We start from the raw sequence: 24,430 nt of genomic DNA on the forward strand, positions 1-24,430 counted from the left end.
AACTTGACAGAACTACATATGAGGTTTTGCAGATCTTGAGTATTTCATTGACTGATAAAACTAATCTTAGAGAACTATTCAACAGAACTAAATTTCAAAATGACAAAGATCGTTTTAGGCTTAATGAGCCAAGTTTATTTGAGTTTTAATTACGTCCCAATTTTAATGGGACACTAGTGAAGTATTATATAAGATAAAACGATCATCTGGTCGGGAATACCTACTCACCAGAAGTTAAAGTATGCAAACTAAAGTTTTACCTATTTAGGGCTACTCATAAATCCGTATATCGTTCAGCAGATAGTTTCAAATTATAAAATGAGAATTGTTTTTACACGAAGTGTATATACTACAAAACAATACAACAACAAGTAATTGATATATATGGTAAATTTGCAATATCGCATTTACAGCATTGCTAATATCATAAAATAAAAACACAGAGGGGTTACCTTATGAGTATGCCCCTATATGCGATAGCTATCGGTTGCATGTGCAGCTAAAGCCAAAATCATTATTGATACATGAAAAAACTAGACCTCTTTTTTCTCATCGTTATTTTATTTACTCATTACAACTCTGTTTTCAGTAATAATTTCATTCAAAAATCAGATCTTCAAAACGGATTGAGTAGCAATTATATCCGTACTATATACAAAGATACAAAAGGGCTATTGTGGATTGGTACTGATAACGGACTGGACAGCTATGACGGGCTTCAATTTGTCAGCTATGGAAAAAGGCTTAAGATGCCATTGAAAGGTATCGTACAATCTATTCTTGAAGTAAAAGACGGAACTTATTATATTGGAACAACCTGGGGCGCTTACATTTATACTGTAACAGGGAATAAAATCAGCCCGATAGACTTTGGCCGTCAGGCTCTTGATGTCAGGCAGGTATTTAAAGACTCAGCAGGCAAAATCTTTTTTATTACAGACAAAGGCCTTTTTCTACTAGGCAAAGATAACCAGGCTTCTCTTTTTGCGACACAATTAAAGAATCCCCAATTGATTGGTATGACAGAAGATGATAAGCATAATCTTTGGATCATTTCTCACGATGACATTACTCTAATAGATTCACATAAGCTAATTAAGCCAATTTCAATCAACGAATCTTTATCTGGCCGTAAGATTCTTTCATTATGCTACACCGGCAAAACTGATTTATTTTTAGGCTCCGACAAAGGCATGATGCATTTCAACCTTTTATCCCAGACATTAGATGAGATAAAAGGATTTGACAATTTCACAATAACAGCATTGGCTAATGATAAAAAGAACAACCTTTTTATCGGAACCGACTATGACGGCCTGATTATTTACAATCTAAAAAACGGACAATCAAGAAAAATAGACAATTCAGGAACACCGTCCGGATCCCTCTCGTCAAATGCCATTAAATCTCTTTTATTTGATAATGCAGGGATATTGTGGATAGGAACTTTTACCGGAGGATTAGATAAGCTAAACTTACAAAACAACTTTTTGTTCAGAAATATTGAAATAACCGGCAACAAAGAAGCCCATATCCGTTCGGTGTATATCTCTCCAAATGATGATAAGTATATTGGAACAAACACCGGGATAATCCGTTTAGATTATCAAAATCAGGTTATTGCTAAATACACAGGAAAAAATCTACGTTCCAAGATCTTGACTACAATATACCCGTACCCGGGTAACCCTGATATGTTATTAATTGGTACCTTCGGAGGTGGAATGAGTGTCTTAAATAAAAAAACAGGAACATTTACAAACTTCTCAGACAAACCCTCTTTTACACAAGGGACAGTCTACCGTTTTTGCAAAGACAATCATCAAAACTTATGGATTGCAACCCTTGACGGTGTTTTCAAATATGATCTTACCAAACAAAAATTTATTCAATACAATCTGACCACTTTGATGGCCAACAATGAAATCTTCTCATTGGATACAGATAAGTCCGGCAGAATCTGGATCGGAACCAAAAACGGAGTCTGTTACTATTCTTCATCAGATCACAAATTTCATCTACCGAAAGCACTTGCCGGATTTCGTTTCCAATGCACCTATATACATTGTGACAACATAGGCAATAACTGGTTTTGCTTTAATAAAGGTGGCGTGCTTAAATTAGATAAACACCTGAATAAAAAAGCCTGGATTACGACAGAGATAGGTCTGCCCGAAAACTCACCGGCCTCTGTGATAAATGACAAAAACGGAAATACCTGGATCAGTACACTTAAGGGGTTATTCAGTATTGATACTAAACATCAGGTCAGCACCTACGATCTGGAAGACGGACTAGCCGGTACCGGTTTCTGCCCCGGTGTTGCTTCTTCAGACAAAAACGGGAATATATGGTGGAGTAATGAAAAAGGATTAGTTTCGTATAATCCAACCAAAAACAATAACAGGAAACAATACAACCTTCTTTTTACAACACTTAGAATAAATGGCACCTCCTACTCTATAGATACGCTTTCCTTTGTTAGTAAGAAATCTATCAACAACTATCAGATTCTAATTACAGGTCGGCACAATAACAATCTCGAGTTTTTGGTATCGGCTTTAAATTACGAGCACCCACAGAAAAACAGCTATTCATACGAGCTGAATGGCAACGGTTATCATCGAAGTGAAACATCAAGAAATAATATTGCCTCCTTCAATGATTTGGCAACAGGCAACTATATACTCACAATCAAGACCAGTGACAGAGATGGAAACCGGGCCAGACAGCCTTTAATCATATCATTTGCTATTGTTCCCTATTTCTACGAAACAACGTGGTTTATCTTTATTATTATAGCTCTTGTAGGAGGCTCTATCCTCTATTTTACCCGCAACTACATCTTCCGCATGAAGGATAAGTTCCTGGAGCAACTGGAGGAAAGCAAGAAGAAACAGCCACAGGGAAGTGGTATCCAGCGGGTATCCGATGAAAAAGGAGAAATCATCAAAGAAAAACTTCTTTCGTATATGCTGGAAGAAAAGCCATACCTCAACCCGGCTCTAAGACAAGCAGATGTTGCTAAGGCGATAGGATTTTCGGTCCATGAAATTTCGGAGGTTATCAACAGCCAGCTAAATCAGAATTTCGCAGACTTTGTCAATTATTTCCGGATCGAAGAGGTGAAAAGAAGAATTATAAGTGGAGATAATAAGCTTTATACAATGTCTGCCATTGCCAAACAATGTGGATTCAATGTCAACTCTTCATTTATCAGGGCCTTTAAGAAAGCAACCGGAACCACTCCTTCTCAATATTTCAAGAGCGATAACGATGACTCTAATCCGACAGATATCCGTAAGTAGTTCAGCGCTCAATGGTATTACATTGTTTTTCTTCGTGAATAACAACCTTGGATTAGTAGCAGAACAACCCAGGATATCCCCTACTCATACAGATAGGGATTATCCTGGGGTTAACCTCGACTATACCTCATCTATACTTGGGGAAATACTCCTATGACAATCGAATGTCCCCTGAATTAGTCATTAATTACTTTCGGGCTACAAGAGAGAACGATACTCTTTATTGAAATGAAAACAGAAAAGGTATTTCTCAGGAATTGTCACCTATCATCCTAAATCAAAAGAGGGACATTCCTTACATGTATAAGAAAAGTTTCCCCTTTACAAATTCGACTAAACCTTTATCTTTTCGATATATCATCATTAGAAATAAACCTCAGGCCATCTACATAATTCCCTTTATAAATCCGGGCAAAATCAGTATATTCCATATACGCGGGCTTCTTCAAGTTAGGAGAAATCTCTTTCCCATTGATGACCAGATTTTCGAAAGTGACATTCCGCACCGCTCGCAGGCTATCGAAACCTTCTATGATTGAAAGATTTGAATTCGAACCGTTATACTGAATATTTTTAAAATAGATATTTTCAATCCCCCTACCGGGAGCTAAAGCATACTTTTTATTGAAAGTCACGCGAAGATTCACCAGTTGCCCCTGTTCGAAATCATCTACCCGAATATTTTCAAACCGGATATTTCTAGCCAGATTCTGATCGGAGACATTAATTGCGATGCAACCCTGATAGTTTATTTGAGGTTCATCATGGTTGAGTATATCTATATTTGAGAAAGTTATATCCTCCAACATTTCTGCTTTTCCTGGCTCAGGATTACCGTGTGTGCCCATCATGATGGGATGTGCTACATCGGCCCATAAAACAGAATTTGTGACTGATACATTTCGACAATCACCATAATATCCCCACCGGTGGCAATACAATGCAATACAATCATCGGAAGTACGGAGAAAAACGCCGTCAACCTTGACATTGAAACAGCTCATCAGGTCTATGCCATCCGCCCACCCCTTTGAGCTAAATGAACGAATATCACGGATTACCAAACCACTTGACTGACCTCCATAAACGGTATAATGGGATGGGTTAATGAAAATAAGTCCCTCCAGAGTGACATTCTTAGACTTCGTAATCTCAACGCCTCTTTCGCCGTGATATAAAATACCTCTCCCACAAATACGGACATTCTGCACACTATCACACACTAACTTCGCATTGACAACTGCCCCTCCTGCAATGTAAACCGTTTTACCGGATGAAATCCTCAACTCTCCTTTTGGATAGGTATGATAACCTGGACCAATATATATCAGGTTTTTATCTTTGATGGATGGAATATCAGACTCCAAACTGTTGGCAAAAATATGCAGGTTATGAAATATATCACCATTCACTTCAACAGACAGGTTACCCGGACGTGTGATTTCAAAACGGACAGAGTCATTGCTATAAGTACATGGGATATTCTCGTTTGCAGGTCTGATACGAACCGTCTTTACAGGCTCCCGATTACAGATTACCAGCACCTCAACTTTTTCTCCTTCAAAATCAAAAGCAACCATAGAGGCCTTTCTCATATAATGCATATCCACATCGACCGAATACTCAAACAAATCGATCCACCGCCCACCTGCCGTGCAAACTTTGACCGAATAATCACTATTCGGAACCATTTGTTCCGGGACCAGATAGGTTCTGATTTTTTGACTACAAACATTGGAAATCACTCCAATCGTAAAAAGATAGATTAATAATAAACGATTCATTAATACTCGGTTTTTATAAAAGAGGATCTATTTAAATTGCCACTCGCGTTAAACTCCTATTCATCTTCAGAAATTCTTTTGGCGAAACACCAAACTCATACTTGAAGCATTTTGAAAAATACTTCACATCATTAAAACCACATATAAATGCAACCTCTAGAATATCTTCGACTCCATTTTCCAGTAAATTCCTTGAATAGATAAGTTTTACCGACCTCATAAATATACCTGGAGACTTCCCTGTTATTTGCTTAATCCGCCGATAGAGAGTGGAAAGAGAGAGATTAAGATCTTGCGCCAAACTGCTATAGTCATATTCTGAATCCAGAATATTTTCTTCTATCAGCATAGTTGTTTTCTGAAGGAAATCCTGATGAATTACTAACAAACTCTCTTCTGACAATTTCGAGAGTTTAGATCGGTATTGACTGGGCAGTAATCCGTACCTGGTTTTAAAACATTGACTAAAATAGTGAGGACACCCGAATCCTAAATGGTAAGCAATTTGAGAAATGTTGAAAGACTTGTCTCCTAAAAGTTGTAAAGCCTTTTCTAATCTCATTTGAGTTACAAATTCGCAGGGCGATATACCCACCATTGATATTAAGCGTCTGTACAAAGTTGACTTTGATACTTGTAAAGCCCCCGCAAACCGGTCTAAATCGAATGTACGATCTGTAAGATGATTATTGACAATTTCCAATGCTTTCCTGAGAAACAAATCATTTGAAAACAACACTCTTTCGATAAAAATAGAGGTGTTTCTGCTCTGTAATAATTGCATAAAAATAAAAGTGAAAGAAAATGGCGACCGGGAAGTCGCCTTTTGACTATTAACAAAGCACTTATTTAACCATCAAAACTTTTCGTGTTATATTTCCGGTAATATCAGATATGGCCACTATATATGTACCTGTAGCAAGATTATTGATATTTACAGCCTGGTTTGAGGAGTTAATCTCTTGTTCCCAAACTAAGCTTCCAACAGAGTTGTATATGTAAATCCGGCCCTCTTCTATCCCACCAACAACGATCTTCTCTTTTGCCGGATTCGGATAAATTGAGACCTGTTTCATTGCAATCTCTTTCACAATTGAGGTTTTTAAATATAGATTCTTAATCTCAGTCAAGGTCATCCCATAATTATAGAATCGCATATCATCCAGCAAGCCGTTGAAATAGGGATCGCTGCTAAACTGAGATTTACCCAGATAATTGGCTGTAGTCGCCGCTAAGTCATAAGGTCTCAGATAGAAGGGATAAGAAGTTCCGACAGCAGCGCCATCCAGGTAAATCGTCAGTTTATTTGCACCCAGAGTTACGGCGACATGATGCCAAGCTCCAATAGGCAAAGCTGAACTTGCATTAACGGTCTGAGTTCTTCCATCTGAACTTAACATTGAGAAACTCATCAAGCCAGAGCCATTATATGGAGAAAGAAACATATATGAAGTTGTTCCACTACCTAAATCCAAAATCCGGGACCACGATGTCTGGGCATTGTACTTCACCCAGGTAGCAATAGTAAAGTCACTTAGTTTCTCTATAAATCCGTTGGGTAATTTCACATAATCATCCACACCATCCATGCTTATGGCATTATTAAATTCACCTGTCGCTGGAATAGGTCCGTTATATAGAATTCCTGTGAGATTATTTCCATTTGAATCAATCGCAAAATATCCGGTCGTCTTTTCATCGAATTTATAGTAGGGCAATTTGGTCGTAGTTGCATTTATAACATAAGTTACTGTATCGGACACTTGCACTGCTCCGGCTTTGTCGTACGCCTTTGCCAATAATTTATACGTCCCCGTTTTATTTACCGATAGTAGATTATAGGTAAATGGTGAAACCTTAGAGGTAAAATATAAACTATCATTAACATACACCTCTACTTTATCCAATGCTCCATCCAAATCATACGCAGAACCATTGATATAAATATTAGCCGGAGCAACATAAGCAGTATGGCCTATCGCCGGAGAGACCATCTTAACAATAGGACGGATATTCCCCTGAATAAATTTTGCTTTATCAAATACTGCTTTGCACAAAGCATTGGTATTATTACTGGACACAGCAAGTCCTGCTAAAGTAAGACGATTGAATTTTAAAATGGCACTACCAATGGTAGTCCAGCTCAAACTATCAGGCGATACTGATGCGGTAAATGTATTTCCTGAACGCGATAATTGAAGCCAGTATGGAAATGTATTAAACGCTGTATTTGATGCAACTGTTTTTGTTGTTTTTCCGGTACTGTCACGAACGGTAAAAACGGCCCCCTGACTAGCAGTAAGACTTAATAGAGCGTTCACCGAATTTTGCTCCAGGTTTTCCCGAATCATAAGTCCGGCCTGACACAACGAATTTACTTCATCTATAGAGTTTATCCTTGCAATGATGGAGCCGTCATCGACAATCTTCTGATAGGCAAACTGACAATAATCTGAAGCACCTTTTATTCCGGCACCGGTACCGTAAACAGTAAGAACACTATTTTGCATGGTAGTCTTTCCATAGACCGGAAGTTTTGCAATTGATCTGGCACTTATATCCAGGAATTCCCAGGGTAGGATGTAAGTTCCTGAATCAGCCGCTGATGTCAGAGCCATAATACCCGGTGTATCATAAGTATCCGCATGAACCGCTGTACTTGAAATTGCAGTGGACGGTTGTTGCTGGAGAATCTCTGTAATGCTTTTTATTTTATCACCCTGATTTAAACGGTGGGCATAATGATTGTAAATTGTCTCCCAACAACGACCATATTTTCCACGGGTAGCAGCTCCCAAAGCGGATTCTGTGTACCAGGAACAATTCGACCCCATCTGTCTGGAATAGGTTGTATATGGTAAATCATTGTATTTACCCACCCATGCACCTGTACTGTCGGTCATCATGATATTGTAACGGGCAACATATTCAGCTCCTTTACGATAACGGCAATTGTCATATCCATACATATCAATGCCCTGATTCCATGACATCTCACAAAATAAGCCATAGAGTTGTAGTCCCCCCACAGCGTGTCCCTGGTCACGGCCACTCTCTTCCCATTGACCCCAGATATTGGCTCCAACCGTTGGCAGATTGGGATAGAGGAAATTGACTGACCTTGTTATATTTCCGGTACCATCTCCGTTTTTAGCATAGCTTAACGCTTCATTAAAAAGATCTTTGTTGTCACAAAATATACCAATGGCCATGATAGAATTCATATTGCAGATATCCCAATTGACGCGATAATTAGTTGCACAAGCATCATTGTGATTAATTAGAAATATAGAGTTATTTGGATAAAATACCGTCATCAGATATTTTTTGAATTTCTCTACATTAAAACCGGAATACCCGCGCATTAATTCTGCTGCCATAGCGAACTGATAGCCATTTAAGCCCAATGCCAGAAAACGATCCGAGTTACCCGATACGGAAGTGTTAATATTTGCCCAGGCATTTAAGATTTCAGCGGCTTTAGCGGCGTGTGCCAGATCTCCGTTTATTTTATAAATCATGGCATGCTCATAGACTGCAGCCACATCCCGATACATTAATTGGATATTATTCGGTGTTCCGGACCCTCTATACACAATATCCGTTGCGTGAGAAGTCCAGGACAACTGAGCTTCAGGCGCTGCAAGGAGATTCTTCCAGGCGGTATACCAGGGTTCGGCTTGTTCTGCAATTTTTTGTCTTGCCCGTGCCAAATCAGACTCTTTGTGCAAAATACCCGGATGCACAAAATCCTGGGCATTTAATTGAATAATCATACCTATACTACACCAAAGAGTCATGAGCATGATTGCTTTTCTTAATTGTACTGATGTTTTCATTGTTGACTTTAAGATAAATGGGATTAGAAGTTTTCTGAATGCAATATTACAATCTCAGACACCTCTAATACAAACTAATACAACTCAAAGAATTTCGATTTTATAATTTGCAACTTATTCATACAACAAACGACTAGCTGTATATGCAAAAAAAGGACTGGATAAGCGTCCTGCTCTGTATTTACCATATTTCAAAAAGCGAAACACTTTAATCGGATGGGGTTGCATATCTGCGCCCCCATCCGGAAAGAGAGATAATACAGAGACTAAAAACGATTAATAGAAAAGTTTCCAGACCATAGAAAGGGGCAAAATAGTATTTTATAAAAACCGAACTTTCTCTTAAAAAGAGGATTTTAATTGTAATGCAATATTACAGACAGAACAACTCAACTCCAATTCTTTATCAACCAAAGACTTTTCATTTTTGTAAATTGAAATAAATAGGTATCTTATATCACTACTGTAGTCTAGTTTCCAGCAATAACAGTGCGCTTGTTACTGTTGCAGATTGATGTTTTACATCCCTTATCACCCTTTAGGTTCCATCCTATCTCTAAAGTTATAATCTCATCAACCGGGATACTTTTGTTTTAAGCCTACACTTCTCTCTATTAAGACTTCTGCAGAACTTTCACTCTATAGTTCTCGATCATACTGGACGATTCATAAAACCTGACAGGTAAAATTTCCCGTCAGGTTTCCTTAAAGATATTCTTGCTTCCCAAGAATTATAATCCTGAAAATCTTATTTGACAGTTACTTTTTTAGTAACTAAGGCTCCATTACTATTGACAGTAACGATATATATACCCGCTTGAATTACATTAATTACAGTTTTGTCTTTTGTAATTTCTGAGGAATAAATTTTCTGGCCTAATGTATTGACAACAGACAATTCACCATCACCTTTTGAAACAATCTCAATTTGTCTACTCTCGTTCACTAAGATAGTGACTTCATTCTCTGCTACTTCATCAATAGCAGTCGCAGTTCCCACTGTATAGTTAATGGTATATGTTTTAGTTGTTAAACCATCTAAAGCTTTCACTTCTATTGTTGAAGTACCAGAACCGGAAGTCACATCAACAACCTCTGTTCCGGAGACTGTTGCACCTGAAATATTCGCCACAGCAGTCGGAGTTACAGAAGTTGTTCCGCTTGGTAGATTTGCAGTATATGCTGTTGTTGCTGGTGAAAATACCGGACTTAAGGCTCCTGCACTTAAAGTCAATGAGGAAAGCGTTGCATCAATATTGGTAATATCATACATCTCTACATTATCAATATAACCTGTTCCGGCAGCGTTACTGCTGTAGTTATTAAAATAGAAGAACTGATTTGCAGAAGTTATGTTTGCTCCGGTTGTAAATGTAAAATCTACGGTTTGCCAATCCGCTCCTGAAGTAATTGTATTCACAATATCTGCAGCTGTTCCCGACCAACCTGAAACGTTCAAATTAAATGTACCTGCATCAACAAAAACTCTCGCTCTGATTCTGTATGTCTTGTTGGCAGCCCAAACTCCGGTCAAAGGATAAGTAATAGAGCCTGCTCTGGTACCGGCCACTTTACCACTATTCAAACCACAATATACTCTTGTAACATCAGAATTAATGGTTGCACCCGCCCCCCATGAAGCCGAATATACTGTCAAGCTGTTCAGATAGGGATCTGTCACCAGATTGGTTCTGTCATCATATAGTTTAGTATCACAACCAGCAAAACTTATTCCGCTTACACTTATATTTTGAGAAGTTGCTCCGGTACTGGCTACTACAATATTTCCGCTTACGGCTGTTACTCCGTCATAAGTCACACTTACACTCGCACTGGTTGAGTTAGCCGGCAAAGTGGTCGGATTCACAGTAATTCCCACAGGAGCAGTAATTGAAATAGGATCGGTCAGATTTGCACCCGATATGGTCAGGATTTGTGAAACAGGAATTTCGCTATTGAAGCTCAAAGAAGTTTGAGCAACACTAATCGCAGGTACCGGTGGAATGAGATTCACCGTATAGGTTTTAGTGGTGCTACCATCACCCGAAGTAACAACAAGATTTGCAATCCCCCCCGGGCTAAGAGTGATTGTTCCGGTACCGGTTACAGTTGCAAACTCTTTATTAACCGTTGCACCTACAGTTACTGAGGTGGTTCCAGCAGGAACATTCACATTATAAGTGGTAGTCGCCGGATCAAAAGTAAGTGAACCCACAGAGAGGGTAATACCTGACAAAGTGGCATCTTTTACATAACTGGCGGCACGCGAGGCAATAGTGGTTGCCGACAATCTGCCTTTATAAATATTGAATTCGCCAATCGAACCAATCATATTGGCATCGCCGGGATAACCGGAACGACCCAGATAGGCCACATTTGCACTTATATTAAATAACTGATTTACATTACTCAACGCTGTTCTTGTTTTATAAACTCCATCCTGATATACAATCACAGAGTCCATCGTCATAACTCCTACAATATGGTGGGCTTTACCGTTGGCCATGCTGGCTCCCGATGCAGTAGAAGCTCCATTCCAGGGTTGATGATTGATATTACAGCTTGAAGAAAAATCGGTGGTATGTACATACAAATAGTCCGTACCATTTTGCAACGTTTGATTACCAGTGTAAAACAGGAAGTTGGCCGCAGAAGTCTTAACGATACCTTCCAGTGTTACTGAAGGGTATTGCGTTATACCCAGACCGGCAGCCGGTAATGAAATGTATTGGCTGGTTCCACTTGCAAAGTTAGTTCCTGCGGTAGTTGTATAAACACCGTTTGCAATAGCGCCTGCCCCCATAATCGTTCCATCGGCTGAACCCACCACGTCTTTGGCAGTTCCATCGGCAAAAGTATAGGAGTGAGTCAATACAGGAGTAGCCACATCTTTACGCCAGTTTACCAGATAGGGGGTACCCGTAGTGCTTGCTTTCAAGGTAATGGTACCATAGTCAGCACCAGAAACATCATAGGTGGTTGCTCCGCTGACAGTCGTATAAACGGAACTGGCAGGAGTAGCACCTACAGTAAGCGAAGTGGTACCGGCTGGTAAAACGACGCCATAATTATAGATATTCGCATCGAAAGCAGGCTTCAATGTTCCGGCATCCACGGTCAGTGTCGCCAGTTTTGAATTCATGGTTGCATAACGGCTTGCTACAGTAGCCGCATCCATGGCGCCATCATAAATATTAAACTCATGGATCGGTTGTGTAAATAACGCATCAGACCAGGCTCCTTTTCCTAAATAGGCATAAGTAGTTGCCAAAGCTGAAACAGCAGTATTATATGAATTTGCGGTCAACACTGTAGATTGCGCCAATACGCCATCATAATATAAGGCAATGGATCCATCGACAGTCGCAGTTGAAGGTGTTAGTACCGCTACATAATGGTGGGTTTGTTTGGCTCCGGCTTCGGTTCCAACCGCAAATTTTGAGTTATTCAATCCGGCTTTCGTATTTGAACCGCTAATCTCCGGTTGCAACATAAAACTGTTTGCCCCTGATGCACCGCCAAAATAGGCTAAACAAGACCATTTGTTAGGGTTGTTCTGGTCGTTACTGGTGGTAATATAAGCTTCAATTGTTACAGCTGCATAAGTATTCAATGCCATTGCTGTACCATCAAATGAGATATAGCCCCCCATGGTTGTACCTGATGCCTGAAAACTATTGTGATTATAAAAATAGCCGTTTTTCACTTCCCAGTTACTACCATTAATGGTTCCGTTAGCTGGACTACCAAGAGCTGTTCCGGCGACATCGGTTACTGTTGTACCCGTTACTGTTCCGTCCTCAAATGTGTAGGAGTGTTTCAATGTTTGACCATTGAGGGTTGTTGCCCCCAACAGAACCAAAGCGGCAAAACCGTACTTTGCACTAAGGCGTAAAAACTTGTTTTTCATAATAAATAAAGTTTAGTTGATAATTAGACTATTCTCTTAATCTCCTTGAAGGAGAATCCCAGAACTTGAATTTCGTATTAAGTTCTGGCTTGAATTTTTGAAAGACAAATCGGGAGGAAAATGGTATTAGATTTATTTCGTAAGAGAGATGTATTAGTCACGTATTCTCATTGAACACGCATATAAAATGGAGGGAATAAACCTAACAGGTTTTCAAAACCTGTTAGGTTTGGCCTTTTAAACACCCTCTTTCAGGTTTAAAGCTTTATTTTACCAGAGCTTTAGTTACAAAGTTGTCTATCTTAACGATGTAGATTCCGGATTTTACAGGAATGAAAGATGCATTCGTAATCTGCAATTTACGTCCGGTCAAATCATAAACAGCAACTTTCTCAACACCGGTCAGACCCTTAATCTGAAGACCTCCATCGACCGAGAATACACTGCATCTGTTAGTAACTACAGATTTTACAGAACTGATAGGGGTTTCACTGTAGGCAACATCGAGAGCCGGAATTGTACCAAACACATTGAGCAAATCAGTCTGAACTTCAGCGTCTGTCAAAGCTCTCTTATAAATCCTGAAATCGGTAACCAATGTTTTGCGCAGGTAAACATCTCCGGTATAACATGACCGACCAATCCAATTGTACCATGTACCTAATCTGTTGGAATATACTTTTGGCAAGACTGTTGATGGAAAATTGGTAATAGTTCCTGAATGTAACATAATACCGTCAATATAGAGATTACCGGTAGTTCCGCTTTGTACATAGGTTAAGTTATGCCATCCTCCGGTTAATGCTTTTGCTGCATGAGTTACAGTCTGGTTCTGTGTCTTATAATTGTAAGGAGTAATACTTTGGCTAAGGTCTTTCAGTGAACCTATCACATAACCATTATTATCTGATAAAGCATTCGCCCCGTTTGAGAAAGACCACAAGAAGTTACCATTGCTGGTAAGTCCGGTATAGCTGTCCTCAATGCGGTAATAAGCGCTCATGGTGTAGTCTGATAGATTATACATCAGCTTTCCAACCTCCTTACCCATATCGAAATAGCCAATACTATCTCCCAGGCTGAGGATCTTAAACTGAGCGGAAGTTCCAATGGTTTTTACCATAGCATTTTTCTTCAGGATTCCTTTTAATCCTTTTTCCGCAACGTCTGTTACCACAGAATCTGTCACATTACTGAAATCAAATTTGACCAAAAGGTCATTGTTGTAGGTAGTTCCCGATTTGGCAAGAACAGTGGCATAGAAAGTTTTAGTTACGACCTGTCCGTTCTTTGATAAAGTCGCTGTAAGCGAGTCTGTATAATTAAAATAGTTAGGACAAGTAACAACTCCGGCTGAAGTAATCAAACTGTCATTGGAGGATTTCCATGAAATAGCAATGGCATTATCCAACGATCCTTTTGTTGGTAAAGTCAGGTTGCTTGTTACTGCAGAAAGGTCACCAAGGTTAAGGTTTATCTGCTCAGTAGTCAATTCAGGCAACAGCGCATTTGGATTTTCAGCATAAGCAGCATTCAAATTAGAAATTGTGGTAGTGACCGGTTCAAAATCACCATAACCATTGGTCAGGTCACCGATCGAGAGTGGCATATTCAACACCTGGAATCCATAAATCATTGTTTTCTTCAGGTAACTGTCCGAAGGATAACAGGAACGGCCTAACCAGTTATACAATGTTCCGGTTCTACCGGAAACAGGAAGAGTAATTGATGGCAATGCTGTAACGGTACCTGTACTTTGTTGAACACCATCAACAAAAATTGTACCAGTGGTTCCGTTCTGTGTATATGCAAAATGGTGCCATCCACCAATCGTGGCAGCTTTTGCGGCAGACACTCCTTGCTGGGCTGAATAATTAGAAGATGTAATACTATAGGATTGATTATTCAAAGGACAAATAATATATCCGTTCAAATCTTTGGTTACATCAGCCGAATTTGAGAAGTTACAGAAGAAATTTCCAGCTCCGGAAATTGTACTGTAGTCATCATCAACCCGATAAAAACCACAAACTGAGAAATTTTTCAGAGAGTAAATTGCTTTACCAATCTCTGTTCCCATATCGAAATAGCCGGTACCGTTTCCTGTATACAGTACGTTATACTGGTTGGTAGTACCGATTCGTCTGATGCTGGCGTTGTTCATTACAGTACCTTCAAATGCATAAGTAGAATTACTTTTTACAACGGTATTTCCACTTGCATTTGTTGAGATTAACGCATTGTCAAAATCCCAGTTTGCTACAATATCTTCAGCAGCAGATTTGGCTTTAACCGTTACATTGAAGGTTTTGGTCAACGTATAGGTAACACCATCAATTGTCTGGGTAAGAGTTGCGGTCATTACCACTGTTGCATCGAATTGATCCGGACGGGTTATCGTTCCGTCATTAGCGACTACAGCAGTATTTGAGGATGACCAGGCTACCTGCACACTGTTATCTGAAGCCGTCGGCAAAGTCAGGTTTGACGTAACTCCTGTTACGTCACCCAAAGTAAGATTATTATACGACGAAATCAATGCTGAAGAATATCCGTTTAGAATCATAACCTCGTCTGAAGTAAGAGCTCTGTTATAGATCCGGAATTCATCAATTGCACCGTTTAAAGCCGGGTCATTATATTGTGATTTTGCCAGATAATTCAACGTTGTAGATGGCAACATCGATGGATTGATTGTCAGATTTGAGTTTGTTCCGACTAATGAACCATTTACATATAATTTACCGGTACCAATCAGTGTGGTCGGATCATATTTACAGGTAACGGCTACATGCACCCATTTACCGGTAGGCAATTTCGCCGTTCCGTTAATGAGCTGTTCCGTCCCGCCGTTTTTGATGGCAAAACGTGCAATAGAACCATTAGATGGCGTAAGAAACATATAATACGAAGTTCCTGTTCCAAAGTCGAAGATACGCGACCAGGTACTCAACGTATTGAAATTTACCCATGTAGAAATCGTAAAATCGGTCAAAGTACTGACAACACCCGCCGGCAGAGTCATGTAATCGGTCTTCGTAGGAAAATTTACAGCACTTCCACTTTTACCTGTTACAACTGCAGGAGCACCAACTAATGTACCTGCAATACCATTACCAGTGTCATCCGTTACGGTTGTACCACTAACGGCATCAAAACTATACCGGGCCACCAACCCGGTCGTAACATCATCCGCTAAACAGATCGAAGCGGATAAAAAAGCCAATGCAGAAAGGAGTGATAATCGCCATTTCCACATACTCTTAAATGAGTAGTTCTTTTTTTTCATAATTAGAATTTAGTTAATTAAGTCCCCGAAACATCCATGAAAAGAATAGCCTGACATGGATGATTTCATCGCATATTTACGATGCAATATTAAACATAGCAGCTACCAAATCCCGAATAAAAAAGGGTAAATCGGATTGCATTTTATAATTTACAACTCACTTTACCCATCTCATTATAAGCCCCTAATAAAATCCAAATAGATTCACAACAGCTCTAAGACAGAATCTGTCTTAGAGTAAAAACAGACCTCCATTTTCTGGATATTTTTTATGCAAAAACGAAGGAGAAAAAAGAACTAATAAGCTATATTAAGAAGGAAACTTATACCGAATCCCCGTCAGAGAAACGAAGCCTCCTTGAAAAACAAGGAGGCTTCTCAATAACCAAACTTTCGTTTTTATCTAAAAAACTAATATCTCAATTTCCACAAAAGGTATTACCAACCCGGATTTTGCTTTAGTGCACCATTGAGTCTTATCTGCTCCAACGGTATGGGAGCAAGATAATCACGTTGTGAATAAAGCAAATTCCCGGGGATTGTGGCAATGGAACGTCCATAATCAGGGTCGGTAGTACTTACCCCTTTGGTTTCATCATATACACCATATGTCAAAGGGTATTTAGAGGGCTGATAAGCAGGTTGCCCGTGATAAGCCGCATCATTGGCAATAGCTGTCATATATTCTGTACCATAAACGTGGCGTCCCAGTTTTTGACCTCTTAAGTTAATGTGAGCAATTCCCCAACGTTTAAGGTCGTTTTCACGAAATCCCTCGCCAAACAACTCGCAAGCACGTTCACGACGAATTTCATCAAGCATATTCATTTTTTTACAAACCGTTTTGTTTTGTGACTGATCCCACCATCCGGCATCCCACACATTGGCAATCAATGCATTTGTCAACGGTGCGACCCCGGCACGTGTCCGGTTTTTATTAACAGAAAAATTCAGATCCTCATCGGAAATCGAACCATTACCCAACTCTACTACGGCCTCCGCATAAATCAAATGCACTTCGGCCAGACGGATAAGTGGGTAGTCTGGGGATTCAGTAGTGGATGTTGATCTAAGTGCCCCTTCAGGCATAAACTTGCGGCAGCCGTAGCCATTATTCGTTCCACCATACAAGGTTGGTACATAAACCGTCGCTTTATAACTAAAAGCCGGATCATTTTTATCATACGGGACCTTCGGATATTTGGGGGTAGGATATGGTTGACCTGTAACAGTGCAGGCTATACCGTAAGCAGGGTCACTCATCCACGATGTTCTATCCGGCAAATAAGCACAACCGATAAAGCGATAATCGCGGTTACGGTACTCATTATTAAAATGAGAGAATCCCAGGAATTGCGGATTGTTTTGCGCATCAGCCATATCACCCGTATAGCTTATACGAATAGGTAACCCATTGCGACACAGAAACGCTTCACCCAGATAGGTACTGATATTTGCACCTCCCCAGATTGGGATTGTATGTCCCAGGTTAATTCCCCCTTGTCTGGAAACAAAATCATATTTCGAACTGAAAATAAACTCTTTATTAGTGGCTTTCCCTGCATTTTTAAAATTGGAGATGTTACCACCCTGATCGTCAATGTTGAACAAATAGTAATAGCTCAAAGAATCGCATTGGTTCCATAACTGGAAGGTACCGGTTTCCGCTTCCTGAATCACCTCTTTAGCCATTTGTTTGGACTCGGTCAATAAACCGGTAATAGACGGATAATCGGTAGGTTTAACATTACCTGCACCTTTGGAAGTGCCATCTCCATCTAAATCATAGCTAATGGTTGGCACATATTTTTCCCACGTTGCCTCGTAGAGTAATACACGGGCAAGAAACGATTTAGCAGCTTCCTGGCTTACCTTTCCCTTATCCGCTGTGGCTATATTTTTCTCCTTAGGAAGTAGTCGTATTGCTGTTCTCAGATCGTTGGCAATAAAATTAACCACTTCATATCTGCTATTTCTGGGTCCATATAATGTCGGATCATTCAAGTCAAACGAATGATCGGCAATAGGCACGCCTCCAAAATATTGTAACAGGTAAAAATGTTGCCAGGCACGAAAAAAGTAGGCCGTCCCGATAGAAGTTCTGATAGTTGCTGTATCCCCTGCATATTCAGTAGCCTTTTCCAATAAAATATTACAGTTACGAATAAAGCTGTACGGTTTATCCCAACGAAAATCAGTTTGACCGGCAGAGGCTCCGCCATTAGAGCCAAATCCAGAAATATCCATACCCTGATCCATTTTGTAATAGGCCGCAGCTCCGTTGTAATCTTTCCAACCCTCCATTTGATATAATGCATTTGCTGCTTGCGAAAACTGTGTTGGATTTTTAAAAAAAGCGGCCTCAGTACCTACTGATAGCGGTTCTTTATTAAGCAGATCGCTACAGCTTGACATGATCAGAGAAAATGCCAATAAAGAATATATTATTATACGTTTCATATTTTACACTATTGATTTGTTATACAACTAAAACGTTACATCTAAACCACAGGATAACAAGCGGCTAAAAGGGAAAGTATTATTAGATGACTCTCCATATTCCGGATCATAGCCGTCTTTTATTTTGCTCCACTCCCACAAGTCATCACCTGAGAAATATACCCTGACTTTATTGAGGGAGAGTTTCTTGGTTAATACCGGTGGAATAGTGTAACCTACGACCAGTGATTTCAATCTAATATAGGATGAATTTTGTACACTGACGTCTCTATTTTCGTAATTCCATTTATTGAAGTTCGCATCTCGTGAAGCCACTGCAAATTGCGCATTCGGATTATCCTCTGTCCACGTTTTACCCATGAAAGTGCTATTTTGCAGCATATAATTCGTTACCCATGGTGCATAAAGGTTACCAGACCGCAACACGGACTGTTTCCCGACTCCCTGGAAGAAGGCCTGCACATCAATGCCTTTCCATTCGAGTCCGGCTTTAATACCAAATGTCATGTGAGGAGCCGCATCTCCGGCATACACCAAATCTTTTTGAGTTATAACCCCGTCACCATCTACATCCACTAACTTACGAGCTCCTGCACGAAGGCGATTGGTTCCTTTTGCAGCTGGAGCTGGAATGATATTTCCTGATTTAACTGCCGTATGTGTAGCATCTGTCCAGTAGTAAGTTTCGTAATAAGAGTCTGCCTCCGTCTGCGTCTGGAAAACTCCGTTTGTTTTGTAAACATAAATCGCATTGAGTGGTTTTCCGATCAAACGATTGACATTCTTACCGGGGCTGGGTACATTTTGATTGTTTGTCAGTTCAAGTAGTTCGGTTGAGGCATCGGAAAGAGACCCTCCAATATTGTATGTCACGTTTCCAATTTTATCTCTCCAGTTGAGGGCAAACTCCCAACCATTGGTGCGTAATTTGCCATTATTTGTCGTTGGAGGTGTAGTTCCAAGAATTGAAGGATAACTCACCGAAATAAACATCCCATCATTCGTTCTTGAAAAGTAATCAAATGAGCCGGACAAACGATTTTTTAAGAAAGTAAAATCCAATCCAGCATCGTGATTGATGATGGTCTCCCAAGTACGCGTAGATGATGTCATTTTGCTAAGTGCCAAGGCAGTTTGACCAGCCAATGTCCCTACTCCAAAATAGGTACTTGAAGGCGTTGTTAAAGTAGCGTAAGACTCATAATTATCAATACCATCGACATTCCCTGTTTTTCCATAATTATAGCGTAGTTTCAGGAAATCAAGGAATTCAAAGCTTTTCATAAAGCTTTCATTACTGATCACCCATCCTCCCGATAGTGAATAGAAATTTTTCCATCGTTGGTCAGGATACAGTTTGGATGAGCCATCACGGCGGCCTAAGAAACCGATAAGATATTTATCCATAAAACTATAGTCCAGGCGTGTTACATAAGAAAATAATCCCCATGAAGTCTGACCTCCGATCGCTGTATTCTTTGTATCTTCAGTGCCGTTCGTCATTACGCTCAGGTCTACCAGTCCAGAGCCTTCATACAAAGGACCCAGGTTACGAGCAGCCGTTACGCTTTTAAAATTTTCCTCTTCAGCTGTCACCCCCAACATTCCTGTGACATGGTGTACTTTACTGAATCTGCTATCATAGTTAACAAATCCCCCAAGAGTCTTATTTTCCCACTTGTTCAGATTCTCAGAAAGTGATCCGGGGGATTGTCTGTTGGTAGTAGCTACGTCTGCCCAATCGTAATATTGAATTTTCTGTTTCAGGGTTTGGATATTTTTTTCAACTGTCTTGTAGCCGGCAGTCCCTGACAAGGTGAGACCAGAAACCAACGCAGAAAGATCCAATGTTGCTTTCAGATTATTTCTGGAGGTAATGTATCCTGTATTTATTTGGCCACCACCGACAAGACCTCCTACCGGATTTCGGTTACCAAATGTATCGTAAAAGTTTCCTTTTGGAGTGTAGATAGGCCAAAACCAGGGATCGAAATACCCTGAACCCACATCAGTACTTGGCGTTAAGATATCGCGTTTTTCATAAGCCATACCTGTTTCGATTTTAAGAAGTTTGGTAGCCTGGTAATCCACATTTAAACGCCCGCTGTATTTTTTCTCACCATCCTCAGCCACTTTTAATTGCGATTGGGCATCTGAATACCCCAAAGAAGCCATATAGCTAAACTTATCGTCGCCACCGGATACATTGATTGCATGTTTTTTCGTACTGGCCTGCCCGTATAACTCATTCATCAAATAGTGATTTGGCTCATAACGGTAGGTTTTGCCGCTGTTGGTCAGGGTTAAGGTTTCTCCGTTACGCAGTGCATTCCACAGCACATCCCGGGAATAGGTGGTTCCGTTAGCATCCACTCCCCCCAATACACTGCCATCTTTGAATATCCACCAGTCTAATTGTTTAACGATATCTTCTTTCGCTGTCAAAGTTGGATTATTGGCCATTGCATCCCTATATTGTGCATCATACCACATATCCAGCCATTGCGAGTTCGTGGTTATAGGCGGTTGAATTCCGTTAATAGTAGTACTTAGAGATCCGTTATAGGTAATTTTTGCTGTACCTTTTTTGCCACGTTTTGTGGTTACTAAAACTACCCCGGCAGCTGAACGTGCACCATAAATTGCTGCTGAAGCATCCTTTAGTACAGAAATATTCTCGATATCACCGGGATTCATCTGATTAAGCTCATCCACAGATCCAGGTACACCATCTATAATAACCAGGGGAGTGGAACTACCATTGATAGAAATATCACCGCGGATTTTCAAAGCCGCCCCTTCACTACCCGGACGGGTAGAACTACGGGTAACGACCAAACCCGGTACTTCTCCCTGAAGTGCAACTGCTGTATTCGTAAGGCCCCTGTCTTTGAAAGCCTCCTCTCCTTTAATTTGTGAGATCGCACTGGTCAGAGAGGCTTTCTTCTGCGTTCCATAACCGACAACAACCACTTCATCCATTAGCTTGGTATCTTCGACCAGGGCTATCTTCAACGTTTTATTACTTACAACTGGTACGTCCTTAGCCGTATATCCTACATACGAAAAAACTAATATTGCACTTGAGTTAGGCACTAGTATTGTAAACTTACCGTTTACATCTGTAATGGTGCCTTTTGTGGTACCTTTTACCGATACGTTTACGCCGATAAGCGGCTCTCCTTTTGAGTCAGTCACGGTTCCGGTCACAGTCTGTCCCTGCTGTTGAGTTACTTGCTGATTAGCGACTTCAGTTTCTCCGGCATACAATACCTGAGCTGAAGAGAGTAACATCAAACAAAGCAAACCGGATGTTGCCGCTTTACCTGCATACCGTTTGAAATGTAACGGTTGGCTGCTAGATTTACTTTTCATGTAATTTAAATTTTGGGTTTTTAAAATGAAGGTTTACGTAAACCTTATCGTTTTACTATTTGGATTCGATCAGCGATTAGTTTCAAAAAACTACACATAATTTTCGGGGTTAGTTTTATTCGGCTTTTAAGTTCATAATTGAGCAATTGTACGATAGACCGGTACGTGAGAGATAATAGGTTGACCTAACCTCTGAGAATTCTATTAAATAATCCTCATCTCTCGTAAAAAAAAAGCCTGGCATGAATGATTCCAGCGGACATTTACAACGCAATATTAAGCATCGTATCGACCAGATCTCGAATAAAAAAGGGCAAATCGGGTTGCATTCTATAATTTACAAACTATCTTATCCAACTCATTACAAGCACATAAGACAATTCAACCAAATTCACGCTATAAATTAGCTATACATAAAACTGAATATGTTTTTCAGGAAAAACAAGCCTCCATATTCTGGATATATTTTAAGACCAAGGACTAAAAGGCGGTGGATTCAAAGAGAAATAATGCAGATAGACATTCTAACGGATTTATAATTCCACGACGATAGCTACAGCGTCCGGCATCCCGAATTCAATCCGGCAGGATGATGTCAAAGGAAGTGAATTCCGATTCGTCCCATGCGGTTCGTTTATAATTCGGAGGATCTCGGAAATAAACTCAGATTACAACTTAACATTCAGTATATATGAAACAGAGCTACCTAAAGATGATTTATGACATTGAATCGGAGAAATCATACACCAGCGTTACTTGTTTAACGATAAAATGGGAAATCCAGATCGCGAAGAATAGTATATTAATTGATAATCAATTGAGACGAACATAAAAAACGACAGAAGGGTATCCCAACAGTAAAATGGGTACCCTTCTGTTATTTTCTAAAGAGTCAATAAGGGAAAAGCCGGAAACAGAATTATGGTTGTTTACTTTTCTGTAATATAATCATTTTTCAAAACTCAAACCAGTCACAAATTCACCAACCCGGATACCGGCAGTAACAGGATCTAATATAACTTCGTTATTAATCCTCAGATTCTTAAAAGCCACATTCCGAATCATTTTATCTTTACTAAATCCTTGAATCAGGGAAGGATTTGCCCCACTACCAGTATAGGAAATATTTCGAAAAATGACATTTTCAATTCCCCGGCCAGGCCCTGTAGTATATTTCGGATTTTCTACCACTCGCAGATTGAAAAGCTGTCCTTCCTCAAAATTATCTATCCGGATATCTTCGTACCGGACATTTCTTACAAGATTATAATCCCCACAACTAATTGCCATACATCCCTGATAATTCCGGTCATCCTCATCGTGTTCTAGTATATCAATATTATGGAATGAAATATTTTCTATCGTATCTCCTTCATGACTGGTATCTCCATGCAATCCTATATTGGTAGGATGAGCGACATCGGCCCACAAAACTGAATTTGAAACAATTACATTCCGGGCGCTCCCGTAAAAATTCCAACGGTGCCCATAAACGGCGATGCAATCATCAGAGGTACGGAGAAACACGTCAGCAATTCTTACCTCCGAACAACTCATCATATCTATTCCATCGGCCCATCCTTTGGAACTGAAGCTTTTCAGATTAGTTATAGAGATTTGATTCGATTCACCCAGATAAACCGTATAATGTTTTGGATTAAATACCGTGATACCGTCTATGGATATATTTTTGGAATGGGTGATTTCCACTCCACGAACCGGTTGATCTATGATACCCCGGCCACATATTTTTACGTTTTCTACCTGATTACAGAGTAACTTCCCCTGAAGCACGGCTCCTCCGGCCAGATATACGGTTTTATTGGAAGGAATAACAAATGCATCTCCCGGCACATCTTTCGGTTTGTGGATCCCCGGCCCGAAATAGATCACATCCGGATCATCTGCTTTAGGAACATTGGTCTCAACCGGATTGGCAAAAAGATGCAGGTTGTGACGGGTATCGCCGTTGGTTTCAATGGAAAGTTTCTGAGGTTTATCCAGAGTAAAGTAGAATGTGTTTCCTTCGGTTCGGGTTGGACTTATACCTGAAGATGTAGGGCGGATACGCACATCGGACAATGTTCCGTTGTTTTTACGCACCTTCACCTCAACACTACCGGCAAAATCGAATTGCACCATCGATGCATCCTGTACATTGTCCAGATCAACCTGAACTTTGTATTCAAAAAGATCCTGCCACTCCCCTCCTTTCTGACGTACCTGTACGGTGTAGTCGTCATTATGGCGGGAATATAATAATCCGTTAGGAACAGGATGTATTACCAACTGTTGGGCTGCCCCAACAATTGTAAACAGTGATACAAATAATAGTATAGTATATTTCTTCATAAAAGGTGAATCTAATGATTTCATTCAAAAAACAATCAGATATACTTAGGCACTACACTTGATATTACGTTATAGACTTAAGCAAATCCTATATAGATAGAGCTTCATGATCT

The 24,430-nt window shown here is 40.0% G+C and carries 9 protein-coding genes and 1 pseudogene; 2 read left to right on the forward strand and 8 right to left on the reverse strand.

Translation table 11 applies throughout. The annotated features are described in order from the left end of the window. Together MLE17_RS03445 and MLE17_RS03450 are read left to right on the forward strand one after the other, a co-directional pair. Window positions 1-149 (forward strand): annotated as a pseudogene (locus tag MLE17_RS03445) (IS4 family transposase); the annotation flags it as partial. A gap of 375 nt (window positions 150-524) precedes the next feature. After that, on the forward strand, window positions 525-3,308 hold the full coding sequence (locus tag MLE17_RS03450) for a two-component regulator propeller domain-containing protein (RefSeq protein WP_243347096.1): 2,784 nt from the start codon (window positions 525-527) through the stop codon (window positions 3,306-3,308). Window positions 3,309-3,649: 341 nt separating this feature from the next. Here the strand turns inward: MLE17_RS03450 and MLE17_RS03455 are convergent, their stop codons facing one another. The 8 genes from MLE17_RS03455 to MLE17_RS03490 form a co-directional block, all read right to left on the reverse strand. Beyond that, window positions 3,650-5,092, reverse strand: coding sequence for a glycosyl hydrolase family 28 protein (locus MLE17_RS03455; RefSeq protein WP_243347097.1), 1,443 nt, complete (start codon window positions 5,090-5,092; stop codon window positions 3,650-3,652). 31 nt (window positions 5,093-5,123) lie between these two features. Next, window positions 5,124-5,876, reverse strand: a complete 753-nt coding sequence (locus tag MLE17_RS03460; RefSeq protein ID WP_243347098.1) for a helix-turn-helix transcriptional regulator — start codon at window positions 5,874-5,876, stop codon at window positions 5,124-5,126. Between the two features lie 61 nt (window positions 5,877-5,937). After that, complete coding sequence (locus tag MLE17_RS03465; RefSeq protein WP_243347103.1) at window positions 5,938-8,931, reverse strand: LamG-like jellyroll fold domain-containing protein; 2,994 nt, start codon at window positions 8,929-8,931, stop codon at window positions 5,938-5,940. A 748-nt stretch (window positions 8,932-9,679) separates the two neighbouring features. Continuing rightward, complete coding sequence (locus MLE17_RS03470; RefSeq protein WP_243347104.1) at window positions 9,680-12,841, reverse strand: beta strand repeat-containing protein; 3,162 nt, start codon at window positions 12,839-12,841, stop codon at window positions 9,680-9,682. Window positions 12,842-13,106: 265 nt separating this feature from the next. Beyond that, window positions 13,107-16,130, reverse strand: a complete 3,024-nt coding sequence (locus MLE17_RS03475; RefSeq protein ID WP_243347105.1) for a LamG domain-containing protein — start codon at window positions 16,128-16,130, stop codon at window positions 13,107-13,109. A 438-nt stretch (window positions 16,131-16,568) separates the two neighbouring features. Beyond that, window positions 16,569-18,590, reverse strand: coding sequence for a RagB/SusD family nutrient uptake outer membrane protein (locus MLE17_RS03480; protein ID WP_243347106.1), 2,022 nt, complete (start codon window positions 18,588-18,590; stop codon window positions 16,569-16,571). A gap of 27 nt (window positions 18,591-18,617) precedes the next feature. Further along, entirely contained in the window at window positions 18,618-21,884 is a 3,267-nt protein-coding gene (locus MLE17_RS03485) for a SusC/RagA family TonB-linked outer membrane protein (protein WP_410795596.1), read from the reverse strand. 1,029 nt (window positions 21,885-22,913) lie between these two features. After that, window positions 22,914-24,317: a glycosyl hydrolase family 28 protein gene (locus MLE17_RS03490; protein WP_243347110.1), complete on the reverse strand. Its 1,404-nt coding sequence runs from the start codon at window positions 24,315-24,317 to the stop codon at window positions 22,914-22,916. Between the last annotated feature and the right edge of the window lie 113 nt (window positions 24,318-24,430).

Origin of the sequence: Parabacteroides sp. FAFU027, from assembly GCF_022808675.1 — a bacterium.
Classification (GTDB): domain Bacteria; phylum Bacteroidota; class Bacteroidia; order Bacteroidales; family UBA7332; genus CAXXIC01.

Bases quoted from the DNA above. Each gene is read 5' to 3' on its own strand.
- MLE17_RS03450 (WP_243347096.1), top strand. From the start codon at position 525: ATGAAAAAACTAGACCTCTTTTTTCTCATCGTTATTTTATTTACTCAT.
- MLE17_RS03455 (WP_243347097.1), bottom strand. From the start codon at position 5,092: ATGAATCGTTTATTATTAATCTATCTTTTTACGATTGGAGTGATTTCC.
- MLE17_RS03460 (WP_243347098.1), bottom strand. From the start codon at position 5,876: ATGCAATTATTACAGAGCAGAAACACCTCTATTTTTATCGAAAGAGTG.
- MLE17_RS03465 (WP_243347103.1), bottom strand. From the start codon at position 8,931: ATGAAAACATCAGTACAATTAAGAAAAGCAATCATGCTCATGACTCTT.
- MLE17_RS03470 (WP_243347104.1), bottom strand. From the start codon at position 12,841: ATGAAAAACAAGTTTTTACGCCTTAGTGCAAAGTACGGTTTTGCCGCT.
- MLE17_RS03475 (WP_243347105.1), bottom strand. From the start codon at position 16,130: ATGAAAAAAAAGAACTACTCATTTAAGAGTATGTGGAAATGGCGATTA.
- MLE17_RS03480 (WP_243347106.1), bottom strand. From the start codon at position 18,590: ATGAAACGTATAATAATATATTCTTTATTGGCATTTTCTCTGATCATG.
- MLE17_RS03485 (WP_410795596.1), bottom strand. From the start codon at position 21,884: ATGTTACTCTCTTCAGCTCAGGTATTGTATGCCGGAGAAACTGAAGTC.
- MLE17_RS03490 (WP_243347110.1), bottom strand. From the start codon at position 24,317: ATGAAGAAATATACTATACTATTATTTGTATCACTGTTTACAATTGTT.